The 15,595-nt window shown below is 73.1% G+C and carries 14 protein-coding genes and 2 pseudogenes; 7 read left to right on the top strand and 9 right to left on the bottom strand.

What is annotated here, in order from left to right; all coding sequences use genetic code 11:
• Positions 1-14 precede the first annotated feature (14 nt).
• Positions 15-2,621, bottom strand: a complete 2,607-nt coding sequence (locus AB0Q96_RS35185) for a tetratricopeptide repeat protein (protein WP_365332711.1) — start codon at positions 2,619-2,621, stop codon at positions 15-17.
• A gap of 107 nt (positions 2,622-2,728) precedes the next feature.
• Positions 2,729-2,959, bottom strand: a pseudogene (locus tag AB0Q96_RS35180) (hypothetical protein); the annotation flags it as partial.
• 165 nt (positions 2,960-3,124) lie between these two features.
• On the opposite strand from AB0Q96_RS35180, the gene AB0Q96_RS35175 reads away from it, so the two are divergent.
• Positions 3,125-3,625, top strand: a complete 501-nt coding sequence (locus AB0Q96_RS35175; RefSeq protein WP_365332710.1) for a metallophosphoesterase — start codon at positions 3,125-3,127, stop codon at positions 3,623-3,625.
• Between the two features lie 309 nt (positions 3,626-3,934).
• Positions 3,935-4,408 (top strand): DUF5709 domain-containing protein, encoded by a 474-nt coding sequence (locus AB0Q96_RS35170; protein ID WP_365332708.1) that lies wholly within the window; start codon positions 3,935-3,937, stop codon positions 4,406-4,408.
• Positions 4,409-4,673: 265 nt separating this feature from the next.
• On the opposite strand, the gene AB0Q96_RS35165 is transcribed toward AB0Q96_RS35170, so the two are convergent.
• Positions 4,674-5,585: a UbiA family prenyltransferase gene (locus AB0Q96_RS35165; protein ID WP_365332706.1), complete on the bottom strand. Its 912-nt coding sequence runs from the start codon at positions 5,583-5,585 to the stop codon at positions 4,674-4,676.
• A 78-nt stretch (positions 5,586-5,663) separates the two neighbouring features.
• Between AB0Q96_RS35165 and AB0Q96_RS35160 the strand changes: the two genes are divergently transcribed.
• The 3 genes from AB0Q96_RS35160 to AB0Q96_RS35150 are packed head-to-tail and all read left to right on the top strand — an operon-like array spanning position 5,664 to position 8,366.
• Positions 5,664-6,782, top strand: a complete 1,119-nt coding sequence (locus AB0Q96_RS35160) for a 3-oxoacyl-[acyl-carrier-protein] synthase III C-terminal domain-containing protein (RefSeq protein ID WP_365332704.1) — start codon at positions 5,664-5,666, stop codon at positions 6,780-6,782.
• A gap of 19 nt (positions 6,783-6,801) precedes the next feature.
• Positions 6,802-7,338, top strand: coding sequence for an isoprenylcysteine carboxyl methyltransferase family protein (locus tag AB0Q96_RS35155; protein ID WP_365332741.1), 537 nt, complete (start codon positions 6,802-6,804; stop codon positions 7,336-7,338).
• A complete protein-coding gene (locus AB0Q96_RS35150) occupies positions 7,335-8,366 on the top strand; it encodes an NAD(P)/FAD-dependent oxidoreductase (protein ID WP_365332702.1) in 1,032 nt (343 codons plus the stop codon). The genes AB0Q96_RS35155 and AB0Q96_RS35150 overlap by 4 nt, the downstream gene beginning before the upstream one ends.
• A 449-nt stretch (positions 8,367-8,815) precedes the next feature.
• Here AB0Q96_RS35150 and AB0Q96_RS35145 read toward each other — a convergent pair whose 3' ends face one another.
• From AB0Q96_RS35145 to AB0Q96_RS35125, 5 genes and pseudogenes are all read right to left on the bottom strand, one after another.
• Positions 8,816-9,175 carry an alpha/beta fold hydrolase gene (locus tag AB0Q96_RS35145; RefSeq protein ID WP_365332700.1) on the bottom strand — a complete coding sequence of 120 codons (360 nt, stop codon included), beginning with the start codon at positions 9,173-9,175 and terminating at the stop codon, positions 8,816-8,818.
• Between the two features lie 38 nt (positions 9,176-9,213).
• On the bottom strand, positions 9,214-10,035 hold the full coding sequence (locus AB0Q96_RS35140) for a DUF1295 domain-containing protein (RefSeq protein ID WP_365332699.1): 822 nt from the start codon (positions 10,033-10,035) through the stop codon (positions 9,214-9,216).
• Positions 10,032-10,815: pseudogene (locus tag AB0Q96_RS35135) on the bottom strand (cyclopropane-fatty-acyl-phospholipid synthase family protein); the annotation flags it as partial. The pseudogene AB0Q96_RS35135 and the gene AB0Q96_RS35140, both read right to left, overlap by 4 nt.
• Before the next feature lie 12 nt (positions 10,816-10,827).
• The gene (locus AB0Q96_RS35130) at positions 10,828-11,373 is read right to left on the bottom strand and encodes a hypothetical protein (RefSeq protein ID WP_365332698.1); all 546 of its coding nucleotides are present in this window, start codon (positions 11,371-11,373) and stop codon (positions 10,828-10,830) included.
• Positions 11,370-12,193 (bottom strand): IS5 family transposase gene (locus tag AB0Q96_RS35125; protein ID WP_365332696.1). Its coding sequence is split into 2 segments (ribosomal slippage): positions 11,370-11,843 and positions 11,846-12,193, totalling 822 coding nucleotides; the frame shifts between segments, so codons are not numbered across the junction. The genes AB0Q96_RS35130 and AB0Q96_RS35125 overlap by 4 nt, the downstream gene beginning before the upstream one ends.
• Before the next feature lie 482 nt (positions 12,194-12,675).
• On the opposite strand from AB0Q96_RS35125, the gene AB0Q96_RS35120 reads away from it, so the two are divergent.
• Entirely contained in the window at positions 12,676-13,110 is a 435-nt protein-coding gene (locus AB0Q96_RS35120) for a pyridoxamine 5'-phosphate oxidase family protein (protein ID WP_365332694.1), read from the top strand.
• Positions 13,111-13,139: 29 nt separating this feature from the next.
• Here the strand turns inward: AB0Q96_RS35120 and AB0Q96_RS35115 are convergent, their stop codons facing one another.
• The gene (locus tag AB0Q96_RS35115) at positions 13,140-14,000 is read right to left on the bottom strand and encodes a universal stress protein (RefSeq protein WP_365332691.1); all 861 of its coding nucleotides are present in this window, start codon (positions 13,998-14,000) and stop codon (positions 13,140-13,142) included.
• On the opposite strand from AB0Q96_RS35115, the gene AB0Q96_RS35110 reads away from it, so the two are divergent.
• Entirely contained in the window at positions 13,890-15,530 is a 1,641-nt protein-coding gene (locus tag AB0Q96_RS35110; protein WP_365332689.1) for a universal stress protein, read from the top strand. The genes AB0Q96_RS35115 and AB0Q96_RS35110 overlap by 111 nt on opposite strands.
• Positions 15,531-15,595: the final 65 nt, after the last annotated feature.

Here is a 15,595-nt window from a genome sequence, read left to right as displayed (position 1 = left end):
GCCGGCCGCCCCCGCTAGCCGTCGGCCGGCCCCGCCCCGGAGGGAAGGGCCACGGCTCCGCGCCGGGCCGCCGCGGCCGCCTCGCGGGTTCGGGCCGCCGCGTCGTGGTCGCCGCCCAGGGCGTGAGCCTCGGCCAGCGTGTCGAGACCGGTGGCCAGCCAGGTCCGGGCGCCGATGTCCTGCCACAGCCGCACGGCGGCCTCCGCGCGCCGACGGGCGTGCTCCGGCCGGCCGGCGGACAACTGGGCCTCCGCCAAGGCGTTCAGGGCGGCCGCCTCGCCCCAGATGTTGCCGAACTCGCGGTAGGTCCACAGGCTGCGGGCCAGCATGCGGCGACCCTCGTGGAGGGAGCCCTGGCGGACCAGGATGTCGCCGAGCCAGCAGGTCGCGTGCGTGGCCCCGAGCCGGTCGCCGAGTTCCGTGCTGATCGCGGCGGCCAGCCGGAAGGACTCGGCGGCGGGGGCGTAGGCCCCGAGGGCGCGATGGCTCTGCCCCAGACACCGCAGGGCCTGGGCCTCACCGGGGCGGTAGCCGCCGCTCCGGCTCACGCGCAGGCCCTCCGTGAACCGCTCCATGGCCGCCGGGACCCGGCCGTGTTCGAGCGCGATGACACCGATGCCGGTGGTCGCGTAGACGAGACAGTTGACGTTCCCCGCCTTCCGTGCCAGCTCGGCGGCCTCCTCGAAGCGCCGCACGGCGGCCTCGTACTGTCCGAGGAGCCGGTGTACGTACGCGAGACCGGCGGTCGCACTCGCCCGGTACGACGGCCCCAGGCCCTCGGCGAGCAGCAGCGCCTGCTCGAAGTGGTCCAGCGCCTCGGGGTACCGGTCGAGAATGGTGGTGAGTTCGCCCAGGCAGCGGTGGAGCTGCGAGGCGCTGCGCCGGTCGCCGACGTGCGTGGCGGCCTTCAACGACCGCTTCTGCAAACGCTCCCAGTCGTCGAAGTGCCCGCCGACCTGGAAGAGCGTCGTCAGCGTGGTCGCCAGCCCCGCCGCCGGCGCCACCTCCGAGCGGTCCAGCGCCTGGTCCGCCACCTGGATGAGGAACTGCCGCTCCTCCGTGAACCACGCGAGCGGAGCGGCGAGCAACTGCTCCGTGTCCCCGGGAGAGAGCCGCCAGGAGACCAGGTCACTCTGCGAGACGCCCTGGAAGTCGACGCTGAGCGTGTCCGCCGCTCGGTCGGCCAGATGGAGGGCGGCGCCGAGGAGCCGGGTGAGCGCCTCGGCGCGCTCCTGCCGTCGCAGCTCGCCGCTGGCCCGTTCGCGCGCGAGTACCCGTACGAGATCGTGCAGTTGGTAGCGGATGCCGGTGGTGCCGACCGCGCGGACCCCGACGAGGTGGACCTCCACCAGGTCGTCGAGCACCTTCTCCGCCTCCACCAGGTCGACCCCCAGCAGGGCGGCCAGGGCCCAGACCCCGAAGTCGGCCGTAGGCATCAGGGCGAGGAGGCCAAGAGCGTGCTGGGTGGCCGGCGTCATCCCCTGGTAGGACAGGTCGAGGCTGGCGCGTACGGCGATGTGCCCGACGGCCAGTTCGTCGAGTCGGCGCTGTTCGTCGGCGAGGGCGCGGGCGACCTTCCGCAGCGGCCAGTGCGGCCGTGCGGCGAGGCGCGCCCCGGCGACCCACACCGCGAGGGGCAGGCCGCCGCAGGTGTCGACGATGGACCGTGCCGAACCCGCGTCCTCGGCCGTGCGGTCCGTGCCCAGCATCTCGCGCAGCAGCGTCAGACCGGTCGCGGAGTCGAAGACGCCGAGCGGCAGCCGGTGACCGCTCATGTCGGCCAGGGTGGTGCGGCTGGTGACCACGACGGCGCAGCGGGCGCCGTTCGGGAGGAGTTCGCCCACCTGCCGGGCGTCGGCCGCGTTGTCCAGGACGATCAGGGTCTGCCGCTGGGCCAGGAGGGTGCGGTAGAGGTGGACGCGGTCGGTCATGTCGGAGGGCACGACACCGCCGCGTACGCCAAGCGCCCGCAGGAACGCCCCGAGGACCGTGAACGGCTCGGCCGGTTCCGCGTCGAACCCCCGAAGGTCGGCGTAGAGCTGTCCGTCGGGGAAGCGGGGGGCCAGCTGATGGCCGGCGCGTACGGCGAGAGCGGTCTTGCCGACCCCCGCGGGACCGGTGACCAGGACGACCGATGGCCCGGGCCCCGGCCGGTCCAGCATCCGGCAGGCGGTGTCCAACTCCTCCTCACGGCCCACGAACAGCGCCGGATCGGCGGGGAGCAGCCAGGGCGTGAGCGGCCAGCGGTCCCCTCCGGCATCCTCCTCGGCACCGCCCGCGGCCAGGGGGCCCCATGACTCCGGGGAGGGCCGGGCGACGGCCTCGGTGCGCGGGGCGCCCTCCCGCCGGGCAAGCACCTCGTGTGCCGCCAGCCATTCCCGTACCGCCGCCGGGTCGCCGCCGCAGGCGCGGACGAGCGCCGCCACCACCTCCGGCCGCGGCAGCGACCCCCGGCCCAGCGCGTTCGCCATCGTGCTCACCGGCAAGTGGTCGCCGGCCTTCCGGGCCTCGCGCTCCAGCGTCCGGTAGGAGAGACCGGACCGGGTCTTCGTGGCCCGCAGCAGAGCGACGAACTCGGCGGCCGTCCGGGCGTGGCCGGGCCGCGGTAACGGGGTAGTCACAGGCGGGCACACTACCCATTCAGCGGTGCGCTGACAGCCGTCGATACCGGCCAGACCCGGGGCTGTCCTGATCCGGGACGGCCCGCGACACGGGCGCGCGGCGGGTGTCAGGCCGGGCAGACCCGGTCCGGGAGTCCGGCGGGCATACCACGGCGCTCGTCCTGGGCGAGGTCCCGGCCGACGACGTCGCACAGGTGGCGTCTCCAGAACGCGCCGGAAACGCTGTGCATCGCCTCGTACGTGCTCGTGCGCAGCCGGCCGGCGAACCGGTCGTCCCACAGCCTCTTCAGTACGAAGCCGAGGAGCGGCAGGCTCTCGGGCTCGCCGCACGCGTCGTCGGGAAGCGATTCCCCGGCTGGCGGCTGGCGGCAGCGGGGTAGGGCAGCGGGGGAGAGCGGCTACGTACGGCTGGTGTCGACGCTCATCCGCCACTGGTACGCCGCATCACCGGGGGCGGCCGTCCGCGGCAGCGTCGGCGCCCGTGGAGGCCTACCGTGGGAGACATGCGGCTCCTGCTGACCTCGGACACCCATCTGCCCGTTCGCGCCGCGGCCCTGCCGGACGCCCTCATGGCGGCCCTCGACGACGCCGACGCCGTCATCCACGCCGGTGACTGGATCGACGAGGCCACGCTCGACCTGCTGGTGTCCAGGTCCCGTCGGCTGATCGGCGTGTACGGCAACAACGACGGCCCGGGACTGCGCCGCAGACTTCCGGAGGTCGCCCGCGCCGAGCTGGAAGGACTGCGGTTCGCGGTCGTGCACGAGACGGGAGCGGCCGCGGGACGGGAGCGGCGCTGCGCCGCGCGCTTCCCCGACGCGGACGTCCTCGTGTTCGGCCACAGCCACATCCCGTGGGACACCAGCGCCGGGACCCTGCGTCTGCTGAACCCCGGCTCGCCCACGGACCGAAGGCGCCGGCCCTTCTGCTCCTTCATGACGCTGACCGTGGCGGGGGCGGAACTGCACGACGTGACGCTCCACCGGCTTCCCCCGCGCCGCTGACCGTTCTGGGCCCCTCGCCGCGAGATCCCCGCCACCGTCCCGGCTCCGGCCGGCCCGACCCGCCGACCTGCCGACCCGCCGTCCCGCGCAGGCCGCGAGGCGCACCGGGCGAAGAAGCGGACTCCCTGGCCGTTTCGCCCGATCCGCCGCGGGCAGCCGCTCCAGAGAGTGATCGACACGCAAGACAGCGAGAAGACCGAGCCCCCACCCGACGGCGCGACGGACCCCGTACGAGTGCCCCGGGGCCACGGAGGAGCCGTCGACGGGTGTAGGTCCGCATCCGGCCGGCGACGGCGAAAGGAGCGCTTGATGAGCGAGAACCAGACGGCGGACGACGCCTATCAGCCCACGGGCGCCCGCGAGGAGCAAGAGGACGTGGCGCCGCTGGACCTCCAGAACGCCGTGGACGAGCGCACCTACGACGCCATGCTGGACGAGGGCTACTCGCCTCCCGAGAAGCCGCTGGGCGTCACCAAGCACGGTACGACGGCCGAGGAGCAGCAGGCCGGCGAGTCCCTGGACGGCAGGCTCGCCCAGGAGGTCCCCGATGTCGCGGAGCCGGAAGGGGACGGTCTGGGGGACCTGCCCGGAGGGGAGGGCGAACTGATCGACACCGAGGTGGGTACCGACCGCGCCGGGCGGTTGAGGGCGCCGGACGAGGGTGCCCGTACCGACACCACCCGGGAGCTGATCGCCCGGGACGAGGGCATCGACGGAGGCGCGGCGAGCGCCGAGGAAGCGGCCGTGCACGTCGTCGAGGACGAAGACCCGGACCCGACGTGACGGCCGGCCGGCTCACCGCCGCCCCGTGCGGCCCCCGCCGCACACAGCTTCCGCCGAACGCCGAACGCCCCCACCGACACCTGACGAAGGGAGCAGCCGACGCATCGCCGTGGAAAGGTCCGGCGGCGCCGACGCCGCGGCCGCGACCCGGGTCCCCGCGCACGCGGGCCGCGGCCGCCCTCGTCGCCGACGCGCCGGAACCGGCCGGCGCGTACGCCGCCCCGCTCCGCGACGGCGGTTGCCGCCGCGAGCCCGGGCGAGCCGGTCACGTCGCGATCCGGGCCCCGGCAGGCGCGGTTCCGGCCAGCACCAGCAGTACGACGTCGAGTCCGGCCAGGGCCAGGATGGCGACGAATGGCCCCCGCCCGCGCAGCAGCGCGGGCGGTCCGGCCACTGCCACGGCGCAGAGAGCGACGGCCACGCCGACCGGTGCCGCTCCGGCGAGGGACACCCGGCCCCCGGGGCCGGCCGTCAGCGTCACACAGGAGGCCAGGGTCAGGGCGGCGGCCGACGCCGAGCATCCCCGCCGGCCCAGTCGCTGCGGGAGCCCGCGCACCCCGCTCGCGAGGTCGTCGTCGAGGTCGGGCAGGACGTTCGCGAAGTGGGCGCCGGTCCCCAGGAGGGCCGCCGCGGCGGTCAACCACGGGGGCGGCCAGGGGCCGCCGGGAAGGGCCAGCGTCAGGAACGCGGGCAGCAGCCCGAAGGCGACGGTGTAGGGCAGCCAGGAGAGAACCGTCCGTTTGAGCCACAGGTTGTACGCCCATCCCCCCGCGACGCCGCCCAGGTGCACGGTGCCGGCCAGGAGCCCGCAGCCGAGCGACAGCGGGACGCAGACCAGCAGGGCCGTGCACGCCGCCGCGCCCACCGTGCCCGGCCGGGCGGCCCCCGTGGCCAGCGGCTTGTCGCGGCGTCCCGCCGCGCGGTCGCGCACGAGGTCCAGCCGGTCGTTGGACCAGCCGATGGACAACTGCCCCGCGGCGACGGCGGCCACCGCCAGGGCCCCGGAGGCGAGATCCAGCCCGAAGGCGGCGGCCAGCAGGGCCGTGAGGACCGTCACCCCTGCCGCCGGCACCGGGTGACTCGCCTTCAGCAGACCGAGGACTAGGGAGCGTTCCGTCGGGCCGGGCACCGCCGGAGCGGCGAGGCGGTGGGGTCCTTCGTCCGTGGTGGGGCGCATCGCCCCACGCTAGGCGACGGCGCGCCCGTGTTCTCCCGGTTGAGGGTGTCGATGCCTCCTTGTCCCTATGTTGGAGCAATGACCCGCGTCCTCGCGGTGAGCACGGCCTTCCCGCCGCACCGCTACCCGCAGCACGAGATCACCGAAGAACTCGTCTCCGGCCTGCCGCCCGGATCCGACCGGGCCCTCGTACGCCGACTGCACGCCGCGGCCGGTGTGGAGAGCCGGCACCTCGCTCTGCCCCTCGACCGTTACCGCGATCTCGGTTCGTTCGGCGAGACCAACCGCCTCTTCGTCGAACTGGCGGTCGCGCTGGGCGCCGAGGCCGTCGAGCGGGCGCTCCGCGACGCCGGCGTCCACGCGGAGGACGTCGACCTGGTCGTCTCGACCACCGTGACCGGCATCGCGACCCCCTCTCTGGAGGCGCGCCTCGCCGCCGAGGTCGGTCTGCGGCCCGACGTCCGGCGCACGCCGCTGTTCGGGCTCGGTTGCGGCGCGGGCGCCGTCGGCCTGGCCCGCGTCCACGACTTCCTCGAAGGACGGCCGGAGGGCACCGCTCTCCTCCTCTCCACCGAACTGTGCTCACTCACCTTGCAGCGCGCCGACACGTCGACGGCGAACCTGGTGGCGGGCGGCCTGTTCGGGGACGGAGCCGCCGCCCTCGTGGCCGTCGGCGCTGAGCGTCCGGCCGACGCCGGCCATCCCGTCGGCAGTGACCTCTCCCCAACCTCCGCGTGTACGGCATCAGGCCCGGCCGGTTCCTCCGGGCCGAGCGTCGTGGCGGCACGCAGCCGCCTGTACCCGGGGACCGCGCACCTGTTGGGGTGGGACGTCGGCGACTGGGGCTTCCGCATGGTCCTCGGTCCGGAACTCCCGGAACTCGTCAGGTTGCAGGTGACCGAGGAAGTCGAGTCCTTCCTCGCCGCGCACGACCTCAAACCCGGGGACGTGGGGGCGTGGATCTGCCATCCCGGCGGCCCGAAGATCATGGACGCGCTCGCCGGCGGGCTCGGCCTGCCGGACTCGGCCCTCGCGGCGAGCCGCCGCGCCCTGGCCACCCACGGCAATCTGTCCTCGGCCTCGGTGCTGCAGATCCTGAAGGACGTTCAGGCCGTCCGGCCGCCGTCCGGAACGACCGGTCTGGTGATCGGCATGGGGCCCGGCTTCTCCTCCGAACTCGTCCTCCTGGCCTGGTGAGGCTCTCGTGACAGTGACGGTGACGCTGTACACCGCGTTGGTCCTGCTGGTCGTCGCCGAACGCTTCGCGGAACTCGCCGTGGCGCGACGCAACGGGAACTGGAGCCGGGCCCGGGGCTCCCGCGAGCACGGCGCCGGACACTACCCGGTCATGGTCGTCCTGCACACCGCGCTCCTCCTCGGCTGCCTCGTCGAACCCCGGGCGGCAGACCGGCCCTTCCTGCCGGTGCTCGGCTGGGGTGCCCTCGGCCTCACCCTGACCGCCCAGGCCCTGCGGTGGTGGTGCATCGGGACGCTGGGGCCCCGCTGGCACACCCGGGTGCTGATCGTGCCCGGCCTGCCGCTCGTCGCCTCCGGCCCGTACCGCTTCCTTCGGCACCCCAACTACGTCGCGGTCGTCGTCGAGGGCGTGGCCCTTCCGTTGGTGCACACCGCCTGGCTGACGGCCCTGGGCTTCTCGCTGCTGAACGCCGTTCTGCTGACGGTCCGCATCCGCTGCGAGAACGACGCGCTGGCGTCTTCACGTGCCCTCGCCCCCGCCGGAGCCGCGTCGTGATCGACCTCCTCGTCGTCGGGGGCGGACCGGCGGGTCTGGCCACCGCGATCCACGGAGCGCGACGAGGCTTCGAGGTCGTGGTCGCCGAGCCTCGGCCCGCGCCCATCGACAAAGCCTGCGGAGAGGGTCTGATGCCCTCGGCGGTGCGCGCCCTGGACGCCCTCGGCGTGCGGGTGCCCGGCGGGCGCCTCCGGGGCATCCGCTACGTGGACGCCGAAGGCGGCCGGCGTGCCGAAGCCCTGTTCCGCACGGGGCCCGGTCTCGGAGTACGCCGGACCGTGCTGCACGAGGCGCTCGCCGCCCGGGCCCTCGGACTCGGCGTCCGCGTCGTGCCGCACCGCATCCGTCGCGTGTCCCAGTCCGACGCGTACGTGACCGCGGACGGGATCACCGCCCGCTATCTCGTGGCGGCCGACGGACTGCACTCGCCTACCCGGCGCGCGCTCGGCCTGACCGTACGACCGGCCCCCGCCCGGCGACACCCGCCCCGGTACGGGCTGCGGCGCCACTACGCCGTCGAGCCGTGGACCGACCTGGTGGAGGTGCACTGGTCCGCCGACTGCGAGGCGTACGTCACTCCGCTCGGGCCACGGCAGGTCGGCGTCGCCATCCTCACCTCGAGCCGACTGCCCTTCGACGAGCAGCTGACCCGCTTCCCCGCGCTGGCCGCCCGTCTGCGCACGGCCGACGGGTCACCGGTCAGGGGCGCCGGGCCGCTGCGTCAGCAGGCCCGCGCCCGTACGGCCGGCCGGGTACTGTTCGTCGGCGACGCCGCCGGCTACGTCGACGCGCTGACCGGCGAGGGCCTGACCCTCGCCCTGACGGCGGCGGACGCCCTCGTGGGATGCCTCCGTGAGGGCCGCCCGCAGGCCTACGAACAGGCCTGGTGCCGCTTGTCCCGCAGCTACCGCCTCCTGACGAGGTCCCTGCTCTGGATCCGCAACCAGCCGGCCATGGCTCCCTTGATCACGCCGGCCGCCGCCCGGTTTCCCGGCTTGTTCCAGAGCACCGTGAACCTGCTGGCCTGAACACCCGCTCCCGAAAGCGGGCCCTCGCGCTCGGACAGCCGCCGCCGAAGGGACCTCGGACCGAGCCCCGTCGCTCGCCCGTACGGTGTGACGCCCCCCGGGCCGCGCCGCAGGACTGCCGCCGCTCCGGCCGCCGGTCAGTTCCAGCGGATGAGTGCCTCCAGGTGGTCGTCGGAACCGTCCATGGGCGGATCGAGGTCGGCGATCTTCACGGGCCGAGGAGCCGGTCAGGAGCGTGGACGATCTTGCGGGTACACGGTCAAATGCGCCGGGCGCGCCGCCGTCCACGGCTCCTCCACAGGGGTACCGGGATGGCTACATCAGCCGGGAGCGGCTCTCGGCGCGCCAGTCGCGAGCAGGAACGGCCTCCACCCGCGAGGGTCCCGACCAGCGGCCGATGATCAGGACGGCCATCGCCAAGCTCCGCCACGGGCTGGCCACCGCCGAGCTCAGCGAAGAAGAACGGGCGCGACCTGCGGACCGTCGGCGGCACGCAGCGCGGCCCGGGCCCCCATGGAGTGCCCGAGCAACACCACGGGCAGAGGGCCGGCCACATCCGCAAGTTCGGCCAGGGCCCGACGCGTGCCGTGAACGGGGTAGGCGCGCTCTGCGTTCCAGCCGCGCATCCGGTAGCGGACGTACCCGATGAGGACGTCGGCGTGGCGGGGGTCTTCGCCGAGTACCCGGGCGAAAGCTCTCATGCGCAGGTCGGGCAGGTTGAGGGGTGACGGGGGTGCGAGGGAGTCGGCAGGTCCGCCGTGCAGCAGCAGTACCGCGCCTGCCGCGGGCAGAAACCGGGGCTCGGGCATGTGGAGAGCGTGGAAGGCACTGTTTCGCTCGGGTCCGCTCATTTCGTGCTCGCCGGTGTGCCGCGAGCGGTTCTGCGGGGTGGCAGGGGGAGGAAGCCGCTGGTGCGGGCGGCGTAGCCGGGGCGTTGGGCCATGTGCTTCTCCAGGAGGCGCTTGCCGCTGCCGATGGTGAGGAGCAGGGTCATGAGGACCGGGGAGAGGAGGACGGGGAGGGACGGCTGCCAGGCGGTGCAGGCGAGGAAGTACAGGCCCCACCAGATGAGGCTGTCGCCGAAGTAGTTGGGGTGCCGGGTCCAGGCCCACAGGCCCTGTTCCATGATCCCTCCCCGGTTGGCGGGGTCCGCCTTGAAGCGGGCCAGCTGGTGGTCGCCGACGGCCTCGAAGACCAGTCCGGTCGCCCACAGCGCGAGCCCGCAGTACGCCAGGATGCCCAGGGGCGCGGAGCTGTAGGAGGCGTCCTGGACGGGGAGGGAGATCAGCCAGACGAGGGCCGCCTGGCCGAGGTAGACGGTGCGCAGCGCGTAGAGGGTCCGGTTTCCGGGGGCCTTGTCGAGGAGGGCGGTGTAACGGGGGTCCTCGCCATGGCCGCGGGAACGGTGGGCGATGTGTACCGACAGCCGCAGCCCCCACAGGATGGTCGTCGCGGCGACGAGCAGGCGGCGGCTGTCGTCGCCGTGACCGTCGGAGAGCAGCCAGGTGACGGCGGCGACGGCGGCGAAGGCGAGTCCCCAGGCGATGTCGACGAGGCGGTGCAGTCCGCGGCGCACGGCGGCGGCGAAGGTGGCGAGGAGCACCGCCGTCGCCGTGCCCGCGCAGACGGCGAGGTTGACGCCGAGGGCGCCCCAGTCGGTCCCGTTCACGCGGGGCTGCCGGGGGAGTACCAGGCGGTGGGGGTGGCCGGCATGGCTGACGCCCCCTCGCGGGTGGGCCGCACGGCGAGGATCTGGTCGACGCCCATGCGGCGTTCGGCGAAGGCGAGCGAGGCACCGGCGAGGTAGAGCCGCCAGACGCGGGCGGTGGTCGTTCCGACGAGGGCCTCGATGTCGCTCCAGCCTTGTTCGAGGGTGGAGCGCCAGGCGTCGATGGTGGTCGTGTAGCGCTCGCGGAGCGATTCGACGGAGCGGGCCTCCAGGCCGGCGGTCTCCAGTACGTCCACGGTGCGGCCCACGGGGCGCATGTGCATGTCGGGGGCGATGTACGTCTCGATGAAGGCGCCTCCGCCGCGGGACATCTGCTGGATCAGGAGGCGGCCCTCGGGGCACAGCGCGTCGTGGAGCTTGGAGGCGAAGACGGGGTACTCGGCGTCACCGACGTGCTCGCCCATCTCGACGGCCGCGGCCGCGTCGTATCCGCCGCCGTCGATGTCGCGCCAGTGCCGCAGCTGGACGTCCACGAGGTCGGCCACCCCCTCGCGCGTGGCGCGTTCGGCGACATGGTCGTGCTGGGCGCGGGAGAGGGTGACGGCAGTGACGCGGGCCTTGTGTGCGCGTGCCGCGTGGACGGTGAGGGAGCCCCCAGCCGCAGCCGACGTCGAGCAGCCGGTCCCCGGGGCCGGGGCTCAGTTTGCGGCAGATCAGGTCGAGTTTGTCGCGCTGCGCGTCGGCCAGGGTGTAGGTCGGGTCGTCTGGTCGGGTCCAGTAAGACGTCGTTTCTTATGGCTGAGCGAGCTCTGGTTTCTCGCACGAGTTGCGGAGTGCTGTCAGCGCTTCCCAGCCTTTTCCCTGCGTGAAGAGGTGGCGGATGGTGCCCTGGCCGGTGTCCAGGATGACGTAGTGCTCAGGAGTAAGGGACATGCCCCAGGGCTCGAGGGTGTGGGTGCGCGCCAGAGTCTGGCCGCATGTGGTGCAACTGATCCAGGGGACCAGGACGAGCTGATCGCCCAAGCCGGCTGTGGTCGCAGGCAGGGGTGCGCTGGCCGTGTTTTCGATCAGTTGCAGGACTGAGGCGGTTTCACTGCCGGGGCACTGGGAGATACGCGGAGCAAGTGGATGGGGCCACATCCCCCAGGCTTCGCAGACAACGGCGATCTCGGCCCGGGTGGTCTCGTCGATGGGCACTTGGTGCCGCAGTAGGGCGGAGAGAAGCAGTTCGAGGCCGCCTTCCTGTTCGCCGATGCTCCAGTAGTCCACGACGGCCTGGGTGTCGTCGGGCGGCAGGAGGGCGGCGAGCCGGTGCCATACGGCAGCTTCGTTGGTCATGTCAGGAGAGTAGTGCGGGCGAGTCGACGGTGGCCGATGAGGACTGCGGCTATGCCGACGAAGGCGAGGAAGTGTTCGGCCTTGCGTTCGTAGCGGCGGTGGAGCCTTCGGCAACCTGCCAGCCAGGACACAGTTCTCTCCACCACCCAGCGGTGTCGGCCTAGGCGTTGTGAGGACTCGACGCCCCTGCGGGCGATGCGGTGGCGGATGCCCCGCTGGCGGAGCCATCGGCGCAGGTGGTCGTAGTCGTAGCCCTTGTCCGCGTGCAGTTTCGCCGGCCGCCGACGCCGGGGACCACGGCGGGACCGGATGGGTGGGATGCCGCGCACGAGCGGTTGCAGGCCCTGGCTGTCGTGCATGTTCGCACCGGAGATGCCCAGGGACAGCGGCAGCCCGTTCCGGTCACAGATCAGATGGATCTTCGATCCCAACTTGCCGCGATCGGTCGGATTCGGTCCCGTCAGCGGCCCCCTTTTGCAGCCCGCAGACTGACCGAGTCGATCGCGCACCGCGACCAGTCCAGCTCGCCCCGCGCTCCGAGCTCGTCAAGGATCACGCGGTAGAGCCTGGCCCAGACCCGATCCCGGCTCCACTGAGCGAACCGGCGGTAGACCGTCTGCCAGCTCGGGCCGAACACCGGCGGCAGCTGCCGCCAGGTGCAGCCCGACGTCGCCACGAAGATGATCGCGGCCAGGGCCTCACGGTCACCCGCCCGGCGCCGCCCTCCGCCCTGCGGACGTATCACCGCCGTTGGCGGCACCACCCGCCGGAACAGCACCCACAACTCGTCCGGCACCAGCCGCTCCACGAGATCGGTCATGCACGGATCAACGAACGATCACGCCATAAGAAGCGATGCCTAAGGGCCTCTGGCGCAAAACGCTGATGATATGACTGCCGTCCTGAGTGCCCGTTGGTTCATTCGTGGCGAAGAGGAGTGCTTTGTCAGGGGAGTTCTCGAAATCTAGCCGGGGAGCTGAGGGAGATGTTCGCACCGGCGTAATCGCGCGGCACTGCGATGCCCAGGTGCACCAGGTCAAGACCCGGCTGGAGGACTGGCTGAAACCGAGAGGTCTTCGCTTCAGCGAGGAGAGGACCAAGGTCGGCCACCTCCCGCGAGGGGTGGCCGACCGGCCGGAACCACGCCCGGCTACATCGAACTGCTGGAGAACCACCTGCCCAGCCCCGGGATCGAGTTCATGGTCCGGCTGGCGAGCGCGCTGGAGACAACCGTCCAGGACTTGTCCGGGTGTGCCGTGACATCGCTCCGGTACAGGCCGGGCCGGGCATCATGCCCGGACGGTGGACATCGACGAGCCGGAATGCTGGGTGCTGCTTGACGACCACGGCGTCGACCGTGTCGCCGTCGTGACGGACGACGGACCGGTGATCCACTCTTTCAACTACCAAGTCGTCGGTAGGGAGGTGCTGTTCATGACGGCCGCCGGCACACCGCTCGCGAAGGCGGCGGGCTTGGGCCTGACGATCACCTTCGAGCAGGACCACGTCGGCACGGCCTTCAGCCAGGGATGGAGCGTTCTCCTGGTCGGCCCGGTACGCAGGGTTTCGGATCCGGCCACGGCCCGCTCGCTCAGCGAGCTGGCGTGCTCGACGCCGTGGGCGGGCGACGGGCGGGACGTCCTCGTAGTGTTCGCGCCGAACCGGGTGACCGGACGCCGGATCCGGGTGGAGGGTGCCCCCGGCACCGAGCCGGGCGCTGGGCTTGACTCGCGTTGAGCCGCCGGTGGCGGTCCGCGCACGTCGGCTCAGGCCAGGGGCACGACGATCACCGGCGCGGGACTGTGGTGGATGACTGCGTGGGCCACGTGGCCGAGATGGGGGCCCACGGGGATCCTTCGCGTGCGGCGGCCGACGATGACGAGGTCGGCGTTCCGGGATGCCTCGACCAGTTGGTGGGCGGGCGAGCCGACGACGGCCTTCGCCGTGACCTCCACACCCGGGTAGCGCTTCCGCCACGGCTCCAGCTGGTCGTCCAGCCCTCCGTGGAGGCGGGCTCCCAGCTCCTCCCCGATTCCCGGGTCCACCACGGCGGCGTATCCGTACGAGGCGGGCAGCGTCCAGCTGTGGAGGAAGCGGAGGGGTAGTCCGGTACGGGCGCCCGCCGCGAACGCGAACCCGAGCAGGGATTCGCACGGGTGGTAGATGTCGACGCCCACCACGATCCCGGTGCGCGCCCGCGAGCCCCGCTCGTTCTCCGCGCGGACTAGGGCGACCGGCCGGCGGGCGGTCCCGACGACGGCGAGGGACACCGAACCCACCACGAATCCCAGCAGCCCGCCCAGCCCGCGCGAACCGAGCACGGTGAGGTCCGCCTCGTCCGCGGCCGTGGTCAGCACCTCGGCCGCCCGGCCGTGGGCCCGTTCGGTGAACACCTCCAGATCGGGATGCTCCTTCCGCACCCGTTCGGCGGCATCCCGCACCAGGCTCAGGGCACGTTCGGTGTGGCTGCGGACGTAGGTCGCGGGAATCTCCGGAGCGTCGGGCCAGTCGTCCACGTGGACCAGCCGGAGGGGTACCTCACGGAGCACCGCCTCGTGCGCCGCCCAGCGGGCGGCGGCCACGCTCTCCTCGGAGCCGTCGAGACCGACGGTGACCTGGGCTGTCATGACCTGCCTCCTCTGGCTGATCCGGCCTGCGACGTCCGGGAGGAGGACGGCGTCCGGACCTCAGGTCCTCAGGCTGCTTTCTCTGCCCACCTGTGGAGGAGGGCCGGGCAGGCCACGATCGGGGCCGAACGGCCCATCCCCGGGAGGCCCACCAGGGTGCCGGCGTGGGGGTGCCGTCCCCGGGCTCGCCCGGCCCGGGCACGCCGCAGGAGGATCCATGAGCAGCGGGATTCCGGCCATTCCGGAGTTCGGCGACGTCGTCGTGGGGGTGGTCGACGGGTCCCCTTCCGCGCGCACTGCCGTCTTCTGGGCCGCGGCCGAGGCGGACCGTCGGCGGCGTTTCCTGTGTCGCGTGCACGCCGCCGACACCGATCGGCGCGCCTACTGGACCGATGCCGAGACGGCGAAAGCGGTGTGGGAAGCGGGCCGCGACCTGCTCACCCGGACCGCAGCAGCCGTCCACGACACTTTCCCGGGCTCGACGTCACCAAGCGGCTCGGCCGACAGGAACCCGTCACCGGTCTCCTGGAGGTCGCAGGCGGGGACGGGACGAGCGTGGTCGGCAGCAGAGGTCTCGGAGGTTTCGCCGCTCTCATGCTCGGCTCGGTCGGTCTCGGCGTCGCGGCTCGCGCCGAAGTCCCGGTGATCGTGGTGCGTGGGGAGGCCGACCGGCCGGAGACCGGTTCGGTGACCGCGGCCGTGCATGGGCCCGAGGACCTGGACTGGCTGCTGATCGCCGCCGCTGAGGCGGACGCGCGCAAGGCGGCCCTGCGCGTCGTGAGCCTTTGGAACATCCTGACCCATGTGGGCAGTGTCGCGACGATGATCGGCGACGGTGTCGACCCCCGTGAGCTGTCCGTTCCCGCACTCGTCTGGGCCGCCGACGAAGCGGCACGCAGAGGGGCCAGGCTGCGACTGGTCGGGGCTGTGCCACCGGTCCACGACCGCCTCTCGTACGCCGCGGACGCCCGCCGGAGCTCCCTGCGGATCCGGGCGAAGTCAGCGCTCGTCGTCGCGATCCGGGAACCGGAGCACACGGCCGTCCACCCTCCGCTGATCGTCGTCGGCGTGGACGGGAGGGCGGACTGCCGCGCCGCCGTCTCCTTCGTTGTGGCGGAGGAGAGTCCGCGCGAGGCACGGCTCCTGGTCCTCTGGGCGTGGCCCCGGACGCTGATGTCCCGCGGTGACGAGATCGCGGAGCTGGCCTCGCGTCGCAGGCTGCTCGCCGAGGCGGTCGCCGGCCACGCCGATCGCTACCCGGACGTGGTGGTGGAGCGGGCGGTCGTACGCGGGCACCCCGTCGGGGAACTGGCCCGGGCGTCCCGAGAGGCGCTTGCGGTCGTCGTAGGACGTCGGGGGCGCGGAGGTCGCTCCGGCATGCGGCTCGGTGCCACGGTCCACGGTCCCCTGCACCGCGCCGACTGTCCCGTGATCACCGTTCCATGGCCCCCATGGGGAGGGGCGGACGGTACCTCTGCGGGGGCCGACCGGCCCCGGCCTGCCACGGACCGACCGGCCCCGCCGTACTGACCCCGTCGGCCCTGGGGCACACCGTGTCCCGGCGTCACCGTGGAAGCACGAGACCGGTCCCGGAC

The organism is Streptomyces sp. NPDC093111, from assembly GCF_040683955.1.
Lineage (GTDB): Bacteria > Actinomycetota > Actinomycetes > Streptomycetales > Streptomycetaceae > Streptomyces.
The sequence above is the reverse complement of the archived record's forward strand: the minus strand, read 5'-3'. Positions and strand labels throughout refer to the sequence as shown.